This window comes from Pelagicoccus sp. SDUM812005 (assembly GCF_031127875.1).
GTDB lineage: Bacteria > Verrucomicrobiota > Verrucomicrobiia > Opitutales > Opitutaceae > Pelagicoccus.
Genome location: NZ_JARXIA010000034.1, coordinates 12566 through 34609 on the forward strand (window position 1 = coordinate 12566; position 22044 = coordinate 34609).

Annotated in this window: 14 protein-coding genes, 1 tRNA gene and 1 pseudogene; 3 read left to right on the forward strand and 13 right to left on the reverse strand. The window is 53.9% G+C overall.

The window, feature by feature from the left end; all coding sequences use genetic code 11:
* Positions 1-25 precede the first annotated feature (25 nt).
* The 13 genes and pseudogenes from QEH57_RS23815 to QEH57_RS23870 all read right to left on the reverse strand — a co-directional run bounded on the left by QEH57_RS23815 (position 26) and on the right by QEH57_RS23870 (position 16889).
* Positions 26-1303, reverse strand: coding sequence for a UDP-N-acetylglucosamine 1-carboxyvinyltransferase (locus QEH57_RS23815; RefSeq protein WP_309009312.1), 1278 nt, complete (start codon positions 1301-1303; stop codon positions 26-28).
* On the reverse strand, positions 1300-2124 hold the full coding sequence (locus tag QEH57_RS23820) for a glycosyltransferase (RefSeq protein ID WP_309009313.1): 825 nt from the start codon (positions 2122-2124) through the stop codon (positions 1300-1302). The genes QEH57_RS23815 and QEH57_RS23820 overlap by 4 nt, the downstream gene beginning before the upstream one ends.
* A gap of 84 nt (positions 2125-2208) precedes the next feature.
* Positions 2209-3543, reverse strand: a complete 1335-nt coding sequence (locus QEH57_RS23825; RefSeq protein ID WP_309009314.1) for a glycosyltransferase — start codon at positions 3541-3543, stop codon at positions 2209-2211.
* A gap of 644 nt (positions 3544-4187) precedes the next feature.
* Complete coding sequence (locus tag QEH57_RS23830; protein ID WP_309009315.1) at positions 4188-5579, reverse strand: hypothetical protein; 1392 nt, start codon at positions 5577-5579, stop codon at positions 4188-4190.
* Between the two features lie 38 nt (positions 5580-5617).
* Positions 5618-6868 (reverse strand): hypothetical protein, encoded by a 1251-nt coding sequence (locus tag QEH57_RS23835; protein WP_309009316.1) that lies wholly within the window; start codon positions 6866-6868, stop codon positions 5618-5620.
* 30 nt (positions 6869-6898) lie between these two features.
* The gene (locus tag QEH57_RS23840; RefSeq protein WP_309009317.1) at positions 6899-7849 is read right to left on the reverse strand and encodes an acyltransferase family protein; all 951 of its coding nucleotides are present in this window, start codon (positions 7847-7849) and stop codon (positions 6899-6901) included.
* Positions 7846-8907, reverse strand: coding sequence for a glycosyltransferase family 2 protein (locus QEH57_RS23845; RefSeq protein WP_309009318.1), 1062 nt, complete (start codon positions 8905-8907; stop codon positions 7846-7848). The genes QEH57_RS23840 and QEH57_RS23845 overlap by 4 nt, the downstream gene beginning before the upstream one ends.
* A gap of 89 nt (positions 8908-8996) precedes the next feature.
* Positions 8997-9872 carry a glycosyltransferase family A protein gene (locus QEH57_RS23850; protein WP_309009319.1) on the reverse strand — a complete coding sequence of 292 codons (876 nt, stop codon included), beginning with the start codon at positions 9870-9872 and terminating at the stop codon, positions 8997-8999.
* A gap of 343 nt (positions 9873-10215) precedes the next feature.
* Positions 10216-11502, reverse strand: a complete 1287-nt coding sequence (locus QEH57_RS23855) for a nucleotide sugar dehydrogenase (RefSeq protein WP_309009320.1) — start codon at positions 11500-11502, stop codon at positions 10216-10218.
* Positions 11503-11550: 48 nt separating this feature from the next.
* The gene (locus tag QEH57_RS25025; RefSeq protein WP_343224838.1) at positions 11551-12210 is read right to left on the reverse strand and encodes a glycosyltransferase; all 660 of its coding nucleotides are present in this window, start codon (positions 12208-12210) and stop codon (positions 11551-11553) included.
* A pseudogene (locus QEH57_RS25030) lies at positions 12205-12693 on the reverse strand (glycosyltransferase); the annotation flags it as partial. The gene QEH57_RS25025 and the pseudogene QEH57_RS25030, both read right to left, overlap by 6 nt.
* Before the next feature lie 321 nt (positions 12694-13014).
* Positions 13015-15375, reverse strand: a complete 2361-nt coding sequence (locus tag QEH57_RS23865; protein ID WP_309009322.1) for a hypothetical protein — start codon at positions 15373-15375, stop codon at positions 13015-13017.
* A 437-nt stretch (positions 15376-15812) separates the two neighbouring features.
* A complete protein-coding gene (locus QEH57_RS23870; protein WP_309009323.1) occupies positions 15813-16889 on the reverse strand; it encodes a GNAT family N-acetyltransferase in 1077 nt (358 codons plus the stop codon).
* Positions 16890-18174: 1285 nt separating this feature from the next.
* Between QEH57_RS23870 and QEH57_RS23875 the strand changes: the two genes are divergently transcribed.
* The 3 genes from QEH57_RS23875 to QEH57_RS23885 all read left to right on the forward strand — a co-directional run bounded on the left by QEH57_RS23875 (position 18175) and on the right by QEH57_RS23885 (position 21251).
* Positions 18175-19659 (forward strand): hypothetical protein, encoded by a 1485-nt coding sequence (locus QEH57_RS23875; RefSeq protein WP_309009324.1) that lies wholly within the window; start codon positions 18175-18177, stop codon positions 19657-19659.
* 229 nt (positions 19660-19888) lie between these two features.
* Positions 19889-20815 carry an SDR family oxidoreductase gene (locus tag QEH57_RS23880; protein ID WP_309009325.1) on the forward strand — a complete coding sequence of 309 codons (927 nt, stop codon included), beginning with the start codon at positions 19889-19891 and terminating at the stop codon, positions 20813-20815.
* Between the two features lie 348 nt (positions 20816-21163).
* A tRNA-Ser gene (locus QEH57_RS23885) sits at positions 21164-21251 on the forward strand.
* Positions 21252-22044: the final 793 nt, after the last annotated feature.

Below are 22044 nucleotides of genomic sequence, written 5' to 3' on the forward strand. Positions count from 1 at the left end.
GTAGACTTTTAAGCCGAGGTTATTGTTATTCTTCGGTTATTTCGAATTTTAAGCCTAGTCTTTTCAGCTTCTTCCCAAGCTGATCGTAACCTCTGAGAGCCATATCGCATCTCTTGACTTCGCTTTCTCCCTGGGCGGTGAAAGCAGCCATGACCATTGCCATGCTGCCGCGTAGGTCGGTCGAGGACATGGTTGCTCCCTTGATCTCTTGCTTTCCATTGATGGTTATTTCGCCGTTCTTCCACGAAAGGGCGTCGTTTACATAGCTTTTTGCAAGCTGCTCGAGGTATGCGGTTCTGTCGGGGTATCGATAGTCGAACACTTTGCTTCTCCCGGCGGAGTGGAGGGCAAGCATCACGTAGAAAGGCTGCATGTCCGAGATGACTCCTGGGTGGGTTCCGCAGGCTATCTCAAAGGGCTGCAGCCCGGTTTCGGAAATGAGATCGGGGCCAACGTAGGCGGACGAAGAGTTACTCATGTAGTCCAAGCCGGAGATTCTCAGGTGAGCCAGTGGAATTTGCATGAGATCGAAGGGGACATTGTTTACGATGATCTTACCCCCAGTAATCGCTGCGAAGATTATCCAAGTAATGGCTTCAATGCGATCCGGTACAACGCGGATGGATGCCCCGTTTAACTTTTGTACGCCTTGTATCTCTATGTGGCTGGTTCCGTCGACGTTGATCTGGGCCCCCATGAGTCGGAGGAGCTCTATTAGATTCGTTATCTCCGGTGTCACGTAGGCGTTGTGAATCGTAGTTTTGCCCTCCGCTACTGAGGCGCACAAAATCGCGTTTTCCGTACCGCCCACCGTCGAAATCGGAAAGTGTATATTGGCACCCTTGAGCGTTCCTGTTATTTCAATGCAATCAGGATTCTCTTTCACCGTGCACCCAAATTGCTCCCACACCATGATGTGAAGATCGTATTTGCGCTCTCCGAGTTTGCATCCGCCTGGGTAGGGTATAAACGCTTTGTTCTCGCGCATTAGTTGCCCGGCAGCGAGGAGGTAGGTTGTGCGGATTGGAAAGTTGTAGTCCTCCAGCTTGCGTGCACTTAAATCGGCCGATGTTATTTTGGCGGTGGAAGCATCGGGATCGAATAAAACTTTTCCTCCGATTGCCTCTATGAAATTTGCTTTGTAGCGAGCGTCTACGAGTTCGGTGGGAAAATCTAAAAGTGTGACTTCACTGTCGGTTAGCATTGAGGCTGCTAGCATGCGAGTCGCAGCGTTTTTTGCTCCGCTGACTGTTACTTCACCGTTGGGGGTTTGAGGGCCTGTTGCTCTTAGTGTATTGTTCATTGTATCTCTTTTTGAAGGTCTTTAAATCCGCTTTTGGGCTGAGTGATTTTGTTTTTTATTGTTTCGTTGAGCTGCAGATATGCTGGTGAGTCGAGTGATACTTCGGTCTCCTTATGCCAAAGGTGTGCGGTGGTAGCCTTTGTTGGTAGGTATCCGCCGTGTGTGCCGTTGTTGTTGAGTCGAGCGAGGAAATCCCAGTCTTCGACTCCGTAGCTCGTGAAAGTGTTGTCGAATCCGTCAATAGCAAGAAAGTCTTTTCTATAGGTGATGATGCAGAAGCCCGACATCCCCTTGAAGGGCTGGGGCTGGGTCCCTGGTGTTCTGTTTCTGGTCGGGAAGAGGTAGCGCCATCCGGGGAGCTTTCTTAGGGCGGCTTTGCAGGCGAAGCTTTTGGCGAAAACGTGGTCGTAGTGTTTTTTTCCGGTGAGAATTTTCTCTGTTGTGTCTCGGTCGAGCTTAACGCGGCGTCCTGCGGCAAACCAACCTGGGGTCATGTGGGCTCGTACCTGCTTGAAGAAGTTCTTCGGCACCAGGATATCGTGATCTAGGAACGCCAATATGTCGCCGGAGGCGATCGAGGCAGCGTTATTTCGCGAGCGAGCCAACCTGAACCCGAGATCCTCTTGTTTCGCGTGAAGTATGGGCAGGGCATCGAGCCTTTGGTGTTTCTCGATTATCGCCTGGGTGGTTGGGTTGGTAGATCCGTCGTCAGCGATCACCACTTCTATGTTTTCATCTTTAGTAGCTGCCAGTGAGCTTAGGGTGAGATCGAGGAGATCGGTCCCGTTGTACGTCGCAAGGATGACTGAGATTGTACTCATTCTGGATTCAAAACGCTTTATTTATGAATTTCTTTAAAGGCTTTTTAGATTAAACCTTTGAGTGTGCCGGAAAGAGGTAGCGAGCTATGTTGTCAGTGGTGCCGCTTTTGAGTTCGCGCTCGGCTCCCGGTTTCGGTGAGTTACGTCTAGCAGCACGCTCGCAAGTTTTTCTGTCAGGTGCTGCCGTTCGAATTGCGCGATGAACTTGTGGTCAGGCTCGGGGCGAGGTTCTGCTCGCTCCCACGAGAGGTAGCTGGCCCTCAGGTGTTGCTGGATGGCTTTTGCGTCATTGGGTTCGCAGATCCTAGCGAGGCCTGAAGCGGCGAGGAAATCTCTCGCGTCCCCTTCCGGGACGGCGGCAAGGATCGGGTTTCCGGTTGCCATGTATTCGTAGGTTTTGCCGGGTACGAAGGTGGCCCGGTCGCCCCGCGCGAGAGTGTGCATGGGAAGGAAGAGCAGGTCTGCGTGGGCAATGCAAGATACGCTTTCCTGATGGTTGAGGTAGCCGGGGCATCGTACGAGCTCCTTGACTCTGGAGTCTTCGACGGTCCGCGTGTCTGTCTCGTTTAACGATCCCGCCAGGACCAATTCCACTCTGTTCGCTTCTGCGGGATGCTCTTGGGCCCAGTTTGCTAGGGCTTGCAGCAGGTAGTAATGGGAGCGGGACAGGGCTTGCATGCCTGGGTGGGTGCTGCGGAGGAGTTGGTAGCGGAGGGACTTGCGTCTTTGGTCGAAGCCGAACCGTGTGTGCAGGAAGCCGGCGTGTACGATGGTGAATTTATCGCGGCTGGCTTCAGACGCCTGGGGGAGAAAGTCCTCTTGGTCGTAACCGTTGGTGATACTGTGGATTTGCGTTTGTCTGAGCAGAGGGAAGGCGGCACGGAGGCGTTTGGCGGCCTCTGGAGTGTTCATTATGATGGAGGCTGCTCCTTCGAGGCTCCGTCCCATGCGCTTGCGGGCGAGAGCTCGATGCAGGCCGGTGCGGTGCACTTGAAACTCGTCAAGAGCCCAGGGGTCCCGGAGGTCGGCGATCCAAGGTAGTCCGGTTCTGGTAGCGATTTCTCGGGCCAAGTGGGCGTCCTCGAAAGGGGACATCGAGACGAGGATCGCTTTGACCCGCTTTTCTTGGGCGATCCGTACTCCGGTTTCGATAAGCTTCTCCTGTGCTTGTGCGAGGTCTGTACCGGCGGCGTTTCGATAGTCGGGCCAGTCGACCCGATGCACGGAGGCCGAGTCGGGTATCTCCTTTTCCATAGTGTCGTCCTTGGGGGTCCAGCGGTCCTGCTTGAGATGGGAAGCGGTGAGGACGGCAGGCGAGACCCCGAAAGCGGGAAGGTACTTTACGAACTTGAGGGCGCGTTGGACGCCGGCTCCGCCTTGTGGCGGAAAATGGTGGGCGAGGAACAGGATGTTAGTCATCTAAGGTGTAGTATCGGGGGTTGGGGCTATCCTTTTTATCAACTTTGCGGGGCTGCCTGCTACTACAGTGTAGTCCTCGACATTTTCACGAACGACGGAATTTGCACCTACTACGCTATTTTTTCCAACAGTTACACCCGGACAAATAACGACGTTTTGACCTAGCCAAGCGCCCTTCTTGATCACCACCGGCTTCGCTGGAGTCGTCCCTTGGTCTTTTATAGGCCTAGTTTTGTCTTGGTACGCGTGCGAGTGGTCCGCGATATAGGCATAGCGAGCGATTAGGACGCTGTCCTCTATCGTTACTTGTTCGGTTGCAGAGATCGTGCAATGTCCAGATATACTGACATTGTCTCCAATATTGATAGTTTTCTTCGCTGATTGTAGCAAGGGGCTTCTCGGGTTTGCACACAGCCATGAGTCACTTCCTATGAAAGTGGAACACCCGATCTCTATATGCTCGCCGCCGATAAGCCTAAGTGGAGCCTCTATGGTTGTTCTTTTCCCGATTGAACTGAATCTAGCAGATAGAGCAATGTTTCGCATGCGCTGCTTTATTCGCTTCATGAGATCACATACTTTATTCGCTCGCGTCGCTAGCATGTTGAAAGTTCTGTTTGTTTAGTGCTGGTAGGTGACAGTAGTCATTTAGTGACTGTGTTAGTGCCTAATGAGGAGGGTGAGTGGGGTACGTCAGCCCTGAGGAGACCCAAGTACGCGTCTTTATGAAGGTTTGGAATGTCGTTGTAGCTGAAAGGAGATGAGCTCTCTGAGTCGCCGTCACCATATTTATGCCCGTCGTCGTAGCCGTTGAAGTATAATTCAATACTGAACATGCTTTCTCTGTAGAATAGGTGTCTTTCCGCGTATGCGATTAGGGGTGGGTGATTTACGTCTTCCGTCGCCCTCATCGCTTGGATTACGAATGCTGGTGCGATCAATACGCCTCCAGCAATGTCTCGGTAGGCAGCTGTCCAGTACCTGTTGTCTGTCTTTGGGTTTTTGTGGTGGCGTATTCCCCATTCCGGCATTCCTAAGTCGGCTATGGTGTAATCTTTGTAGGGTGGTTTTGATCCATCGTGAACTAGCTTTATATCTGATAATGAAACAAAGAAGGTCTGTTGGAATTCTTGAAAATTCATGTTAGGGCCGTGCACGGCTTCTAGCATCTTGGGGTCATTTAAGGTCTTCGCTGCTATCAGCAGAGGCAGCAGGCGCCCAGGGTTGTGTCCTCCATCCGCAGACCATTGTTGCCCCACGGATATGAGTCCAAAAATATCAATTCCGTATTGAATGTAGTTAACAAGCAGGGGGTGCTTCTCTTGCTCGGAAAAATTAAGGTTGAGCAGGATTGCTGCAGATCCTGTCATTAATGCCATGTTTCTCCCGTAGCCAGTTCCGTCTCCCATATATTGGGTGTGCATGTATCTCCCTGTCCAGGTAAGATCCTGTTCATACCAAGTTCGTGAAAATATTTCAGTGTAATTCTTTACTGATGAAAGCTGAGCGTTGGTGAGTTTTAGGCTTGCGAGTGCTCCATGGTTTATCTCAGAGACATTCCATAGGTTGCTGTAATCTCCCCCTATCGGTGCGGGTCTGAAGCTTCCTGTAGGGGGTGGGGCGTCTAGTACAGTTAACACATTATACTCTTCTATCTGTTCAAATGTGCTCTTTTCTGTTCTTGATACTGCACTGACTATGGAGGAACCTGGGCTTATTTGGAGTGGTAGCTGTTTTGATATGTCTAAGGATTCTGTGTATTTGTTGTATGGAGATATTCTGCTGTCGAATCCTTGGTCCCTGCCGGGGGGTGGGTTCAGCATGGATCCGTGGATGTCTTCTGTGGAATTTGGGGAGATATTCGTAATTGTTACGGGGCCAACCACCCAAGGGTCGCCATTTGCAAATGTGCCTGTGAGATGTTTCTCTAGGAATGTCCATGTGGTTTGGTTTCGGTTGCATTGGTTGTTTAGCTCCGCGTGAACCGAATATGTTGTTAGTGATGCTAATGCTATCAGGGAAATGATGCTTTTCATAGTTTTCGTTCCTAGTTATTATATGCTTTTAGCTTCTCTCAGGGTGTTTGTGTGCTTTTTCCTAGGTTGGAGATCAGTGCTATGAGGAAGTAGAATAATACGTATGTTTGGTCAAAGTAGGAGATTGTTAAGCAGGTCAATGCGTGGGTGAAAAGTAGGGCTCCGATACACCAGATCGTAAACTCTTCATCTTTGTTTAATTCTCTGAACAAATGTAGCGTTGTTTTTACTGACTTAAATGAAGATCGAAATATCAAAATAAGAATGATCATTGCGGGCATTCCGCCAATAACTCCCATGTGGATGAAGTAATTGGTAAGGTCACAGTGTTCCGGTATCGCCGCGAGACCGTAGGGCATCCAGTGGCGGGTGTATTCTGTGCCGTAAAGCCACCACTCGTCGAAGTGCTTGATTGCCATATCAATCAGGTACGCGCGATGCCAACCTGTACTGCCTCCCACAAAGTCAGTGATCGCTATCAGGTACCATATTGGTCTGGTTTTTACGATGGCCATTCCGATGAGTAATGCTGTAGATATTATCATTATGGATTTCATGTGTAGTCTCAGTTTCCATAACGAAAGAGCGCAGATGCCAATGATGAGGGCTCCAATTGGAGTGGACGACCCGCTCGCATAGATGATGGCGAGGCTGGATGCTAGACCTGACCTCGCTGCAAGTTTATAGTCGTTCCATATAACGATGAAGAACGGGAATATTAGAGCACCGACTGTTCCTGCGAGAATTGGGGTTCCAAATGGGCCGACGGCTCTTATTGTACCGTTTCTTACGAGAGTGTTAGGATCAGCTCCTATGATTGAATATATATTGTAGAAAGATAATTGAGTGATTAGTAGTCCTATCGCTAATGGAATGCTGACGTAGGCAGCTGATTTGCACAGATGTCTGAAATCCTCTAGGTTTTTGATATAAGATTTAGCGTAGAGAAAGGTTCCGAACACGTCAATTACGAGTCTGATCCTTGAAATTGTTGGATTGTTGAGTGATACTGTAGGCTCGTGGAAGAGCGAGGTGAAGAAAGCCGCAGAAGACCAAAGGAGTATTAGTAGGTCAATCGGGTTCTGTGCGCTCCATTTTAGGTCTCCTTTGGCCATTGCTCTAACAAGGCCTGCGATTATGACTACTCGGGCGGTAGAGAAGCTTGGGAAAACCGGGGCTTGTGTTGTGTGCAGTGCCGCGATAAGTAAAGGGAGGAAAGCCCATTTCTTTGGTACGGAGAATTGGGCGATAATCAGTATTATCGTTATTACTATCTGTGTCTCTTTCACTCGTTAGTTGAGATTTTTCGTTCCTGTAATCTATGTGATGATTCTTCGGAGGTATGTTTTGGATAGTAGGTAAGCAGTGATGAACGACATGGAGGTGGCTGCTAGGAAGATAGTTAGGGTGCTGTTAAATTCTTGGGGGATGAGTTTGTTTGAGATGCGGATGAATATTGAATGAGTTACGTATACTCCTAGGCACAATATGCTAGTTTTGTTGATGGCTTTTGATGATAGATTGTTTGCTGAGAATGCTATGGCTACAGCGAATGTTGCTAAGGTGTAGGTTGTTGTCAGCTCGGGAGCGATTGTTGCGCAGGAAATGAATGTGAATAGTGTTACCAGTAAGGGTAACACGATTTTTTTTGTAGGTTCAATTGATTCACGAATCAAAAATGAAAGTGGAATGCTGGGGAGGGCGTGGAGCCATTGCGACCAAGGTGGTTCGGTTGGGTTGCTCGCTTTGAATGCATATAGTGCGATGCAAGTCAGGATTGCGTATGTGGTGATCTTGGTGTATTTATGTTTTTCTCTAAAAGTTGTTGTTGTTAGGTGTGTTGCGAGTGATGTTGCTAATATGAAAGGGAAGAACCATAGCCCTATCCACGGTCCTGTTAGAATATCGTTTATCACTCCGTTGGAGTATGGAAACGCTTTCTTGTTTGTCGCTAGGTTTAGAGTGAAGTAGATGCACCCCCAGAAACCCCATGGCGTGAGTATTCGTATCGTTCTTTTTTTGAAAAAAACGAGAGGGCGTTGTGTTTTTGCATCTATTTGAAATATTGTAGCAATTATTATGAAACAGATTAGTCCGGAGTGTGTCGCCTTTTTGAATGGGCTGCCTTCGATGTGATATAGTACTATTGCTGTCGCTGAAATGATTCTCAGGAGCTCAATGGAGCTTTTTCGCTGCTGGGTTTTTGTATGACTGCTTGAAGGAGAGTCTGTTTTACTCGAAGCGTCTATGTGTTGATGATTGTTAGTCATCGTTTGTCCTCGTCGTAGTGCTTTTCGCTGATTGTCCACTTTAGGGTGCAAATCCATTTAGAATAAGTAGGGTTCCTTCTTGGGGAACTACCTGTTACGATGCTTTTGATTGAGCACGAAATGCATCTTACGATAGCGCTAGCGGATTGACCTATTACGTACGAAGCAGCTGCGAGTTTTCCGTGGTTTATTAGGAAGTACAGGCGATTGGCTTCCTTCATTTTTAGGGTGGCAAATGTGCTCACTTGCTTGCTGGAGCTGCCGCCGCCGTGGTGGGTGACTTCGGTATCTGGGATGTGGTAGTTGAGCAGGCCGGCCCGGCGGACCTGCAGGCAGAGGTCCATGTCTTCGGCGTACATGAAGTAGGCGGGGTTGAAGCCTCCGACGGATCTGAATGTCTCGGTTTTCAGGAACATGAAGGCGCCGCTTACGGCTTCGACAGAGGTGGGCGCGTTGCGGTAGTAGGCGGGGTAGGTGCCCCAGAGCTTGGACTTGGGGAAACGTTTTTGCAGGAATTCGCTGCCGAGGGCCTGGTTGAGCGGTGTGGGCGCTGCTTGCACGCTGCTGTACTGGAGGCTTCCGTCGGTGAGGAGCAGTCGAGGGCAGAGAATGCCAGCTTGGGGGAGCTTTTGGTGCCAGGCGACCATCTTGTCGATGGTGGGGGCCCGGAATTCGGTATCGGGGTTTAGGAGAAGAAGGTAGCGGCTGGTGGCCTGCTCCACGCCGAGGTTGTTGCAGCGGCCGAAGCCCACGTTTTCGGGGGACTGGATGAAGCGCACGTAAGGGAATTGCGCGGCGAGCATGGCATCGCAGCCGTCGTAGGAGGCGCCGTCGACGACAATGATTTGCAGCTGATTGATGTTTTCATACTTCTCTAACGAACGCAGGCAGGCGGCTACGTAATCCTTGGAGTTCCAGTTTACGATGACGATGGAGACGGAGCAGTGCTCCGATTGCTGATTGCTGATTGCTGATTGCTGATCGCTGGCTTCGCCAGATCGCGGATCGGTAATCGGTGATCTGTTATCGAGAGTTGGACTGTTGCTTGGGTTCTGCACTTGAAGGGCCGAGATTTTCTTAACCGCTGAGAACGCGGAGATCACAGAGAGTTATCAATTGCTTTTGACGCTAGATTAATGGTTACCGACTACTGTTCAGAGATGACGGATGCCTTTCCTCGAGAAAGCGGATTGATGCGTTTTAGTTGTTCTTGGCGGATGTAGTTTACTACTTCCGCCGGGACGATTCTCGAGTTTCGTCTGCAGGCAGCTACGGCGTAGCCCCAGAGCCAGGCGATGGAGGCTAGGAAGTAGGGGCGCTCGCGTAGGACGCGCGAGCAGCATTTGACGATCTCGAAGAGCGGGTGGTAGCCGGCGGCATAGTCGCGGGTGCCCATCTGGTATTTTCGTTTGAGCGAACCGCCTTGGGAGATGTTGCGCGGTTTGTGGTGGTCGACGATGAGGTCGGTACAAAGGCGCGTCTCGAAGCCGGCCATACGGGCCATGGCGGCCGTCATGCCGTCCCAACCGCCTTCCGGAATGGGAATGAGCCCGCCGATGGCCTCGAAGCAGCTACGGCGAAAGAACTGTACGGCGCCGGGAACTTCCTGCTTGTTGCGGGGGAAGACGTCTCGGGGAGTTCCGATATCGATGACCACTCCCCCGGCGAGGCCGAGCTGCTTGTCTTTCTCGAATTTCGCTATCAGGAGCTCGAAGTAGTCGGGCTGGAAGGTTACGTCGGCATCGAGGAGGCCCAGGTAGGGGTGGTCCTGGCGCGAATGGCTGCGGATACCGGATTCGGTGTTTTTGACAACGCGGGCGAAGCCTTTCTCTGGGTTGTCTTCGATGCGCAGGAGCTTGATCCAGGGATGCTTCTGGGCGTAGCCTTTAACGATCTCGTCGGTGCGATCCGAAGAGCGGTCGCTGACGATGATCCACTCGGCTGGAAGCTTGCTTTGAGCGATGACGGACTCGATGGTTTTTCCGATATGCGCCTCTTCGTTGTAGGCTGGAGTTACCAGCACATAGCTGTCGCTATGTACTGGATCAGTGATCGGTGACCTGGAATCAGTGATCGAAGTAGGCGAGTCGGATCGCTGTGAACTGTCGCCGCTCGACGAGCTATCCGGAACAGGTGGATGGTCTGGATTTGGACTGTTTGGTTGGTTCTGCACTGGAGGTGGAGAGTGGAATGGCTGATCGCTTTTGTCTTATGGCTGATTGAATTAGCGATGAGGGATTAGCGATGTGAACGAAGCGATTTGATTTTTGATCCGAGTGAAACGAGGCCGTCAGGCGGAAAGCCTTCGTAGGTATTTACGAAGGCTTTCTTGTGTTCATCGACCGTAGGGCCCTGGAGTTGAGCGGCTAGGCTTTGGTGACTTGTCCGGGGCGGGTCGGGATGCCTGCCAAGGCGTTGCGGGTGTCGATGATGACGGGGCACAGGGAAACGAGCTCTTCGTAGTCGACGCCCTGGTGGTTGGTGGAGATGACCACGGCGTCAAATTGGGCGAGGGCCTCCCTGGACCATTCGATGGACTTCGTGCCGGCCCACTCGGCGTGCTCGCGGGTCATGGGGACCACAGGTACGTGCGGGTCGTAGTAGGCTACTTCGGCTCCCTTGGCTTGCAGCTTTTCTAGGAGGATGTAGCTGGGCGATTCGCGGTCGTCGTCGACGTTTGGCTTATAGGAGAGGCCTAGGATGAGGATCTTGCTGCCGTTGATGGCTTTTTTCTGCTGGTTGAGGGCATCGGAAACCTTGTGGATGACGTACTCTGGCATGCTGGTGTTTATTTCGCCGGCCAGTTCGATGAAGCGGGTGGAGTGCTCGAATTCGCGGGCCTTCCAGGTGAGGTAGAATGGGTCGATGGGGATGCAGTGTCCGCCAAGTCCGGGACCGGGGTAGAAGGGCATGAAGCCGAAGGGCTTGGTCTTGGCGGCGTTGATGACCTCCCAGATGTCGATGTCCATGGCGTCGAAGATCATCTTGAGCTCGTTGACGAGGGCGATGTTGACGGAGCGGAAGATGTTCTCGGTGAGTTTGGTGGCTTCCGCAGCGCGGCAGGTGCCGACGGGTACCATGGTCTTGATGGCTTTGGAGTAGAGGGCGATGGCCTTTTCCTGGCATTCGGGAGTGAAGCCTCCGACGACCTTGGGGATGATGGCTACCTTGCTGTCTGGGTTGCCGGGGTCTTCGCGTTCGGGCGAGTAGGCGAGGTGGAAGTCGGTGCCGGCTTTGAGTCCGGAACCTTTTTCGAGCACCTCCCTGAGTTCGGTGTCGGTGGTGCCGGGGTAGGTGGTGGATTCAAGGGTGACAAGGGTGCCCTTTTGCAGGTGTGGAGCGATCGCTTCGCCCGTCTTCAGCACGTAGGAAATGTCGGGCTCCCGGTTCTTGTTGAGGGGGGTGGGGACGCAGATGATGGCGGCGTCGCATTCCTTGATGCGGCTGAAGTCGGTGGACGCGGTGAAGAGACCGGTATCGATCATGTTCTTCACGGCTTCCGTTCCGATGTGCTTGATGTAGCTTTTTCCGGCATTGAGCAGGTCGGCCTTTTTTTGGTCTATATCGAGCCCCAGCACATCCACGCCGGATTTCGAGAATTGTATAGAAAGGGGAAGGCCTACGTAGCCGAGTCCGATAATAGCTGTTTTCATAATAAGAGGGAATTGGGATCTGTATGCTGTATGTAAGGGAGTGTTATTTTATCGCTCTGATATAAAAGCGTTGAGCTTGCGGGTGAGCGTTTCGGACGCCCACTGGGGGATGGAATGGTGGTTAGGGGTGAGCTTCAGGTTTTCTAGCATTTCCTGCAGCTCGTCGGTGGTGGAGGCGACGTCTATTATACCGAGGTCGAGCAGGTGCTTGGCGGTCGCTATTTGGTGGTCGTTACGAGTTTCGCCTAGGGCACCATGGCGGGGGAGGGTTAAGATGGGCTTTTGCGCCCGCAAGGCGCTGAGGATGGATCCCATGCCGGTGTGGGCCGCTACGAGATCGCAATTCTCAAGACGGTCCTTGAATTCCGCTGGGCTTAGGAATTTGCAGTATTCGAAGCGCTTCGGCTGGTAGTCGGAGTTTCCGATTTGGGCGAAGATCTCTATCGGCTTCCGCGTTTTGGCTGCCCAGTCGTCGATCGCGATGATAAGCCGATCGAAAGGCACGTCGGAACCGACGGTGACGAAGATGCGTAACTTTGGCTCCGATTTGATCGGTGATCGCTCGCTGCGCTCGATTTGGGCTTCGTTATCAGGAATATTTAATCCTAATTCAGCTCGTTCTTGAGATCCGCGATTATCGATAACCGATGCTTGATCCTGACCCTCGTCAGGCGATGCGTGATCTTGGCTCGGGGAATCGCCGAGCACATTTCCGTAGAAATGGGGTCCAGAATCTCGAGCCAAGTGTTTCCATTGGGTGAGCCATAGGGTAGCGTGCTTTGCCGCCTTCTGGCCAGATAGGGAGAGGACTTCGGCGTTGGCGATGCTGTCGATCCAAACGGTTCTCTTGCCCAGGAGCCTGCCAAGTCGGATGGCGAAATAGCCGGGAGCTGCGCCCGTGGTGATGATGACGTCTGGTTTTGTTTTGAGGATCAGCCGCAAGATTGAAAACGCGCATCGGATCAGCTTTATCTTATCCCAGCGAGTTCCGTCTGGGATGCGGTGGAATTCTTCTCCGGGGACTTCAATACGGTAGTCTTCCTGAGTCGTGGCGTATACGACTCGGTGGTCCTCGAAAGCGGAGCGCAAGCGGAGCAGCTGGACCCAGTGGCCGCCAGCCGAAGCAATGGCCAAAACCGTCTTCGCGGGTTTGGAGGGCTGACCCTCCTTCGCCGAGGCTTCCCCTTTCACTGAGGTTTCAGCGGACTTGTCGGCGGGCAGGTCGGTAATTTCTGGATGTTGATTTGGCACTGGATTTTTTTAACCGCTAAGGATCACACGGATGAACTCAGATTATTTTGATCGGGTTGTGTTTTTGCTTAAACCGCGGAGTACGCTAAGCGCGCAGTGAGTGTTGTTTGAGTGATCGGGTTATATTGGACTGGTTTGTTTTTAACCAGGGAGTACGCAGATTGCGCGGAGATTTCTACTAGGTTATTTGGGTTGGCGCAGTTGCTGTGAAATGGGCAATTCGTAATTAGTAATTAGCAATCAGGACCTGCTTTCGCAGGCTTATGCCTGCGAGAGTAGGTCCTGCTCTAGCTTACGGGGGACGTGGCTCTTCGTTTTATTGAGGATGCCGCCGAGGTGGGCTTTGGAGTCGGCGAGGAGTTCGAGGGCTTGGTTGGCGACGTCGCGATTGGTCTCTTCCGATTCCATGACCATCAGCACTACGTCCATAAAGGAGGCGAGGCGCGGGGTGCTGCTAATGGGACTGACGGGCGGCATGTCGAAGATGATATAGTCGAAGTCGCTGGCCCGCAGCTTGGGCATGATCTTGTTGAAGCGCTGCGGCATGATGCGGGGCAGCTTGGTGCCGTTGGTGCCCTCCGCTACCACGTAGAGGTTGTTTTCGACCTTGGCGTCGTTCTCGGTTCCGGAGTCGAGTACTTGGTCGAGGTTGAGGATGTTCTTGCCGTTGTAGAACTGTTGGGCGGTTTCGTGGCCGAGGGTCATGTCCACGAGAAGTACGTTGCCTTCGCCAATCTTGGAGAGGCTGCCGGCCAGGCCGGAGGCGATGGTGGTGACGCCGGATTCCTGGCCGAGGCCGGTCATGGCGATAAGCTTGGGCTTGTGGGTGAGGTTCTTGCTTTCGAAGTAGGTGATCACCTTGTCGCGCAGGGCGTCGAAGTGGCCGTTGAGAGCATGCTGGTCGTCCCAAGGAGCGATTTCGCGGGGGCCGGAGGCATTGGCGCTGCCGTAGTCTTCGGGCTTGGCAAGGGCGGCGGCCTGTAGGGTGGGCGACTTGGGTTTGTAGGCTTCCTTCTTCTTGCCTGCCTGCAGGGCCTTGACCTTTGCGGTCTGCTGGAGGGCAAGCCGGTCGGCCTTCTTGTTTAGTTTGCGGAAGCGTTTATCGTTGAGGTCGGGCAGGCTCATGAAGAGAGGGATGCCCAGGTTGCGCTGGATCTCGGTTGGGCGCTTGATGGAGCGGTCAAGCAGAAGGTCGACCAGGAAAGCCCAAACCAATCCGATGACGCCGATGCCGCCAGCGACTCCAGCGGTGAGTTTTAGCTTTTTCTTGTTTTCAACCCGACCGTTGGAGGGGGCTTGGATGATGCTGATGTTGCTGTTTACGCTGGCTCGCAGGTCTTCTTCCAGGCGGGTGCTTTCAAGGCTGACGACGAGGTTCTTGTAGTTGGTTTCTTCGAGCTCGCGGCGGCGCTCCAGTTCGTTGATCTCCGCTTCCACGGAAGAGATGCGTTTCTCTTCCTCGCGCAGGCCTGCGAGTTGGCTCTTCAAAGTGTTTGTGCGTGAGGTGAGGGCTCGAATGCGAATGGACTGAGCTCTCACTTCGAGTTCTGGGTTGAGGCCGGTCCTGGTCCTGCTATCGGCGGTTATGGCCGTGGCGCGGATGTTGGGGTGCTCTGCGAGAAGGGCATCCATCTTTGCTTGGGTATCCTCCATCTTGGCTTGGATGGCTTTTACCCGTGAATTTTCGCGGGTGAATTGGAGCAAGAGGGTCTGCTCGCGGGAACGCATGACGTCGAGGGAGGAGCGCAGGTTTTCATAGTCCTCAATAGCCTTGGTTAGCACTGCCAGTTCTGCGGCGCTTTGTTTCGTTTCCTCCGCGTTTTCCTGTGTCTTGGCAGCTGCGACAGGGGCTTGCAGTTCCTGGAAGGATTCGAGGGCGGATTGGTATTCCGCCAATTCGGCTTCGGCTTGTAGTATGTTCTGGCTGATGCGAGCGATCTCCTGCTCGAGGTTGCTCTTGGCATTGGCGAGATTGATGACGCCGGCTCTTTGGCGGGCCCGCTGCAATTCCGCTTCCGTTTGGGCGAGGCGGGTTTTGAGCTGGTCGGTCTGTTGGAGCAGGAAGGTATTGAAGGCTTCGCTGGAGCGGTGGGTCTCTACGTGCTTGTCGAGGTAGTCTTCGATCGTAGCCTGCAGGACCTTACGTGCTACTTCTTGGTCGTTGTGGGAGTAGCTGAGTCGGATGACGCTACTGTCGCGGCCCATGGTTCCGATGCTCATGTTGGCTGCGACCTGGTTGGCTGCGGCGACTTTGAGTTGTTCGGGGGTGCCGGTTCCTTTGCCTTCGAGGATGGTTTGAGGGCCGACTTGCTCGGCGACGGAGAGGGCGATGTCGGAACTGCGCAGGATCTCCAGCTCGGCATTCATGACGCGGTCGCCGCGTCCGCCGGGGCTTACGGTGTTGGAATTGTCGAGGGAAACGAAGTCCTTGCTCTCGGTAACGTAGCGGATCAGTAGTTTGGCGTTGGATACGTAGGGCAACGGCATGAGTTTGTAGACCGCAGCCCCGGCGATGAGACCGAGGATGGCGAAGAAGATGATCTTCTTTAAATGGCGAAATAGGGTGTAGATGATATCGCCCGGAGTGATGGAGAGGCCGCTGGATTGTTGTGGATTGCTCATGGTGCTGACTGGGTCAGATCTCGGATCGGTAATCGTTGATCGGTGATCTTAGGAACTAAAGTTGTTGTTAATGAAATTGGCTGGGTGTCTTAGATCGCGGAAATCGCAGAGGGACAGTCTTCGCGTGAAGCTTCGCCGGACAGGCTGCTGAGATTTTGATTCAATTGTGTGTGTATTATTGTAACCGCTAATGGACGCGAATGGACGCTAATGTTCTGAGTTGAGAGAGCGTCTGATGACGCTGTGTTGCTTTCTGTTTTCCCACGAAGGGCACGAAGTAAAAACATCCAGGATGGCTATCTGTGTACTCGGTGGTTAGTTTCTTTAGATTGTTGTTGGAGAGAAAAGTGGCGGGACCATCTTGGTCGCGTTGTTGATTTCTATTTTTTGATTAGCGATTAGGGATCCGCGATCTACAAGTGCATCGGTTGAGGCCATCACGCGATGTGCTTGTAGAGCAGCTTGCCGGCCAGGCGGGTGAGGGCGATGGGAAGGTTGGCGAAGATCTGGTTGTGCCAGCCGTAGACATCGTCGGACATTTTTTGGATGCTGTCGTTTTTTAAGTCGTAGCGTTGGTAGTAGGTGATGCGTTCAGTGGGCCCCCAGGTGTTCTTGTATTTGCGAAGGCCTTGGTTCTCTAGGGAATTGCGGCCGAGGTCCATGGCCGAGAAGCCTTTGTTCGAATAATGTTTCATGGCTGCCCACATAACGGAGTTGTTGCAGCGGGAGGCTTGGAAGGTGGGGTCCGACGCTCCGTATTTGTAGTGGATGGTGCTTCCTTGCTCGAGGTAGATGCCGCTGGCGGCGAGCTGGCCGTCGACGTAGGCGGAAATGATGGTTCCCTTGCCCTTCTGGATGAGCTGCTCGAGCAGGTTCTTGAAGAATTTGAAGGGCTGCGGGGGCAGGCCGTGGCGCTTGCGGGTGATGCACTGCAGGCGGTAGAAGCCTTTGAGGGCTTGGAGCGTGTCGGAATGCTGGATATCGACGCCGGACTTTTCGGACTTGCGGATGGCCCGGCGAGTGGAGGAGGCCAAGCGCTCGAAGACCGCGTCGGAGCCGCCGCTGAGGTCTACGATGTGGTTGTAGAAGCTGAGGGAGGGCTCGGAATTGTGGAGCTTGCGAATGTCCCCGCGGAGCTCGATGTAGTCCCAGCCTGCTTTGCGGCCTTCGGCTTTGAAGGCTTCGTAGAGCTGGGGGATGAGCGAGTCGTCGGTGGCGTAGGCGCGGCAGATGTCGAAGAAGGGCAGGGATATCGCTCGCGTGCCGGTGAAGGGGGAGCGGACGATCACGTAGGGAAGCACGGCTTGCACGCCTTGCGAGCTGCGGATGACGATGAGCCTAGATTCGTAGCCGTAGGTCTTTTTCAGTAGATCGGTCCACTCTACGCATAGAAAGCGGGTGGCGTCGTCGACGGCTGCGATGGCTTCGTTCCACAGCGCTTCGTCCGCTGGGCTGACGATGCGGCAGTCGTAGCGAGGGGGCGATGCCTGGGAGCTGGATGCGTCTGTGCTCATGAAGTACTGCTGGCGAAGCCGCCCTGAAAAATGCCTTGGGAGAGGTTCAGGGCCTTCGTTTTGCTTCGATAAGGGAGCAGGGGCGCCGCCTGGTAGAACTGATGGATCTGTTTTGATGGCTGCGGGCCGGTGGGCTCGGCTAGGAAGGTTTTAGGTTGTAGATTAGAGAGGGATCGCACGGGAGTTGGAGGGCTGGGCGAAGTCTAGAGAGTGGATTTCGGAATAGGGATGTTATGAATTTGTCGCTGGGCTCGGTACTGCGCGGAGCTTGTAGATGTATCGCTGGGCTCGGTAGTGGATTCTGGAAGTTGGAAAATTTATGCGCCCCCTCCTTCGCCAAGGCAATTGAGGACCGGAAGGTCGCGGAGTGCTCGGAGTTTTTCAGGAGCGTTTTGTTCCTTTTTTCCGCTACCAATGACGGGAGCGTCGAAGCGCGGAGACACTGAACGCGGACCTATGCTGGTGGCTGTTCTGGGATTGCTGATTACTGATGTATGATTCGTGATTTAATGATCGGGCGTTGCGAGCGGTATTTCGTTCTTTCGTTTTGTTATCACTCATTAGCGAGAAGCGATCCGCGTTGAAGCAACGCAGGTTTTTAGGCTTTTTTACGGTGTCGCCGGGCAAAACTTGAGGGTGGGAACTCAGATAGCTGCCCAGTGGTTGAAGTCAGAATTTGGATTGGGGGGAATTTGGCCTTGCTCGGGGAAGCTTGGCAACCCGGAACGTAAATTCCTGCAGTCACTGAGAGAAACCCTGATGTTAGTCTGCGGAGAGTGCAGGGGGCGGGGGCTGGCTTCTAGATTTTGGGATGCCGGTATCTGAGTCAAAGGATGAGTCTTTGGAGTGAAGATGAATAGTTTGTGGTGCTGCACGGAGCTTAGAGTGGGAATGAACATCGCTACGCTGGATCCCTTCGGCGGGCTCAGGGCGAGGACCTTAATGGGGAAGTTGGGCTCAGGGCCTTGGGGTTGAGGTGTGAGGGATGGAGGGACGGGTATGAGGAAGCGAAAAAGGCGGGGGTGTGATAGGATCCTCTACCAGGAAAGGGGCGCCCCTAGAGGAAGGAGTTCAGGTTGCTGGTGAACGCGGTGCGGAGGACAATGGAAAAGGGGCGAATTTTTACAAATTTTCACACCCAGACGCATTGTGAAGTAAGTCCGCAAGCGGAGATGCGGACGGAACCTAATGGGCTTGCGTAGCGCTTGCTCAAGCGTGCGTGTGGTTCCTCAATTTGGGTCGGGCGTCTTCAGGGCGGCCGCTCGAAGGCGAATGGTGGTGCATCATGCAAAACCCACGTTCCGCCAAGTACCACGGTCCCTTTCTCAAACTCGCAGGCTTCCGAGCTCGCTGCGGGAAGATCGCTGCGACGGCAGCGTGTGTTGCGGGAATGTCGGTCGCTCAGGCGGGAGAGCTTTCACTCTCATGGCAGGACAATTCCGATAACGAGGATGGCTTCGAGATCGAACGTGCCCTGCCAGGGGAGGATTTTGGTTTGGTGGCTACAGTGGGGGCGGACGCGGAGTCCTATTTGGACCAAGCGGTGCTTGCGGGGCGCGAGTACGAGTACCGAGTGCGAGCCTTCAATGCTTACGGTTACTCGGGGTATACGAACGTGTCGGTAGGCTTCGTTCCGAATACGGCTCCGGTCGTGGGTGAAATCGAGGATATCTCTATATTGAAGGGAGAGGCGATGCCGGTAGCGGAGTTTTCGTACTCGGATGCGGAGTCGAGCCCAGAGGATCTGGTCGTAGAAGCCCTTTCGTCGAATCTGTCTTTGGTGCCTCTGACCGGAATCGCCGTGAGTTTAGAAAGGGGCACGGGCTCGGTATCGCTGACTCCGAACAGTTCCGCCACGGGTGTGGCCACTATCACGCTTCTCGTCAGCGATGGCGTGGAACTGACGCAACAGACCTTCGACGTGGAGGTGAAGCGGAACCTAGCCCCTACGGTTGGTTCGATGCAGGCTGTCAACGTCTACGACGGGCAGCAGGTAGGGCCGGTGTCATTTACGATTTCGGATTCCGAGTTGGCTGCTTCCGATTTGACGGTAGTCGGCCTCTCGATGGATGAGAGCCTGATCGCCTCGGAAAGCATTTCGATCGGCGGTAGCGGCGCTTCTCGTACCGTGAGCTTCGCCACGAAGCCGGGCGTTTCGGGCACCACCACGGTTCGTATGGCGGTCAGCGATGGCGTGAATACCACCAATGGCGTTTTGACGGTGAACATCACCAGGAACGCGGCGCCGGTGATCACCGGTCTCGATGAACGGTACACGATCGAGGGCGATGGCGAGATCAGCGGCCTGGCCTTTGGCATCTCCGATCGGGAAACGGCGAGCTCCTCGCTTTCGCTTTCCGTCCGCTCCTCGAACTCTATGCTCGTCTCTCCATTCGGCATGAAGCTGAAGGGCAGCGGCAGCCAACGGACCTTGGATGTGACGCCTAATCCGGGCATGACCGGTACGGTCGTGGTAACGGTCGCAGTCAGCGATGGCGTTCATACTACCGAGCACGCATTCGAATTGCGGGTCCTTGCTCCGGAGCAAGTGGTTAATATCCTCGGATTCAGCATCGAGCAAAGCCTGGCTGTAGTCGAGGTGGAGAACCGCGAGGGAGCTAGCTTCTCGCTCTGGAAGATCCACTCTTTGGACGGAGCTTGGGAGAAGGTGGCAGACGCGGAAGCGACTGTCGGCGAGAGCTCGACGATCTTGATCGACCCAACTCCAGTCGATTCCCCGGTTTGCTACCGCGTGATCGCAAGCGAGTAGGAGCGTCCGGTCTGGTCCGAAGCGTTGAGGAGCTAGACGGCTCCCATTTGGGAAGGAGCGTTCGATAAAGGGTGGCATCTTGCTCGCCTCGAGTGGGGTGGCGAACGCAGCGACGAGCCTGCTTGCGGATCGTCTTTACCTGACGAGATGGAACGGTGGAGGAAAAAGAGTCCTATTGCGCAGTGAGGGGTTGAGTTGGTCGCGGTTCTGACGTTTTAACGATTCAACTATGAGAATTCTCGTAACGGGTGGGGCTGGCTTTCTTGGAAGCCATCTGTGTGAACGCTTGCTGAACGAAGGCCACGAGGTTATCTGCTTGGATAATCTCTTTACCGGTCGAAAACAGAATATTGTCCACCTCTTGGAGAATCCTTATTTCGAGTTTGTGCGGCACGACGTGATCGATCCGTTCAAGTTCGAAGTGGACCAAATCTACAATTTGGCCTGTCCGGCCTCGCCTCCACATTATCAATATAACGCTATCAAGACGATCAAGACCTCGGTGATGGGAGCCATCAACTGTTTGGGCTTGGCGAAGCGACTGGGGGCTCGGGTCTTTCAGGCTTCGACTTCGGAAGTGTATGGCGACCCGATCGAACACCCGCAACGGGAGACCTATTGGGGGAACGTGAACACCATCGGCGTGCGTTCCTGCTACGATGAAGGAAAGCGTTGCGCGGAGACCTTGTTTTACGACTACCACCGCCAAAACGGAGTCGATATCCGGATCGTGCGTATCTTCAATACCTACGGGCCTCGCATGCTGGCGAACGATGGGCGCGTCGTATCGAACTTTATCGTACAGGCTCTCAGGGGCGAAGACTTGACGGTCTTTGGGGAAGGCCTGCAAACGCGCTCGTTCTGCTACTACAGCGACCTGATCGAAGGCTTCGTGCGTTTGATGAACCAGGACGAAGTGAAGGGCCCGATCAATATCGGCAACCCGGGCGAGTTCACCATGCTGGAGCTTGCCGAGCAGGTGCTCAAGTTGACGGGATCGAAGTCAAAGATCATCCACAAGCCCTTGCCCTCGGACGACCCGAAGCAGCGCAAGCCGGATATTACCTTGGCGAAGAAGCACTTGAATTGGGAACCTACGATTTCCTTGTCGGACGGGCTCCAAAAAACGATCGAATACTTCAAGGGCCAAATTTAGGTTCAGAGAGCTGTTGAAAGCCGTGGCCGTTTGCTAAATCCATTGCTAGGCTATTCCCTTCTCGGAAGGCTCAGCTTGTTCTCGAACCTTTGGAGTGCGGCGTCCGGAGTCTTTGATGCATTAAAAGGCAGGCCTCGACATCCTTAATTAAGTCAAAACCATCGTTGACAGATACTTGGGGTAACTTATCCGTTGCTTCTTCGATCATTGGAGAGATGGCAGAGTGGTCGTTCCGAGGAACGCTAGCGACGACACAAGCGAAGCGACCATGCGGAGCATGAGACCACTTGAAATCTCAAACAGGATTGACAGTTAGATGCGGTCGCAATTGCGTGGCTGCCTTAGACCGGAGAGATGGCAGAGTGGTCGAATGCGGTGGTCTTGAAAACCATTGAGCCGAAAGGTTCCGGGGGTTCGAATCCCTCTCTCTCCGCCACTTTTGCCCCAAGCAAAAGCGGCTCCGCTCGAGGGATTGCATCCCTTGCCTCCTCGCTGTCGCTCCTCGGGTGTCGTCGCGTTGCTCCTCGGTACTCTCCGCCACTTTTGCCCCAGGCAAAAGCGGCTCCGTTCGAGGGATTGTGAATCCCTTGCCTCCTCGCTGTCGCACCTCGGGTGTCGTCGTGCTGCTCCTCGGTATGCGGATCCCGGGCCTTCTCGTTTCTGTTCTGCGCAAGTTGAACATAACGTTGTGTTTGTTTTGCGCAGGTGGGGGGGCCACTTGGCTCTGGATGGGTAGGGTCCGACCGCCGGGCGGACCGAGTTGCGGGATCTGTCGTCCGCGGCTCGCCGGGCCGTCGAGCCCTACCGGGGAATAGGGGAGCTGCAGTTGAAATTGCTAGCGCCGCTCTTCTCTCTCGCAGCTGTGTTCGAATTCGATGGTGACCCAACTAGGAGGGGGGCGATGGGGTGAATTTACGAGCGCCGGTGGTCCATGCGAGGCGTTGGGAGGAGGGTTTGCCTGCTTGGCAAAGCGGTCTTAGGGCACCTCGCTTTCGGCTTTGGGGGAGAAGGCGAATCGTTTCTGTTCTGCGCAAGTTGAACATAACGTTGTGTTTGTTTTGCGCAGGGGGCGACTTGGCACTGGATGGGGAGGGTCCGACCGCCGGGCGGACCGAGTTGCGGGATCTGTTGTCCGCGGCTCGCCGGGCCGTCGAGCCCTACCGGGGAATCGGGTAGCTGCAGTTGAAATTGCTAGCACCGCTCTTCTCTCTCGAAGCTGTGTTCGAAAT

Bases quoted from the DNA above. Each gene is read 5' to 3' on its own strand.
- QEH57_RS23820 (WP_309009313.1), bottom strand. From the start codon at position 2,124: ATGAGTACAATCTCAGTCATCCTTGCGACGTACAACGGGACCGATCTC.
- QEH57_RS23815 (WP_309009312.1), bottom strand. From the start codon at position 1,303: ATGAACAATACACTAAGAGCAACAGGCCCTCAAACCCCCAACGGTGAA.
- QEH57_RS23865 (WP_309009322.1), bottom strand. From the start codon at position 15,375: ATGAGCAATCCACAACAATCCAGCGGCCTCTCCATCACTCCGGGCGAT.
- QEH57_RS23870 (WP_309009323.1), bottom strand. From the start codon at position 16,889: ATGAGCACAGACGCATCCAGCTCCCAGGCATCGCCCCCTCGCTACGAC.
- QEH57_RS23855 (WP_309009320.1), bottom strand. From the start codon at position 11,502: ATGAAAACAGCTATTATCGGACTCGGCTACGTAGGCCTTCCCCTTTCT.
- QEH57_RS23880 (WP_309009325.1), top strand. From the start codon at position 19,889: ATGAGAATTCTCGTAACGGGTGGGGCTGGCTTTCTTGGAAGCCATCTG.
- QEH57_RS23840 (WP_309009317.1), bottom strand. From the start codon at position 7,849: ATGACTAACAATCATCAACACATAGACGCTTCGAGTAAAACAGACTCT.
- QEH57_RS23830 (WP_309009315.1), bottom strand. From the start codon at position 5,579: ATGAAAAGCATCATTTCCCTGATAGCATTAGCATCACTAACAACATAT.
- QEH57_RS23825 (WP_309009314.1), bottom strand. From the start codon at position 3,543: ATGACTAACATCCTGTTCCTCGCCCACCATTTTCCGCCACAAGGCGGA.
- QEH57_RS23875 (WP_309009324.1), top strand. From the start codon at position 18,175: ATGCAAAACCCACGTTCCGCCAAGTACCACGGTCCCTTTCTCAAACTC.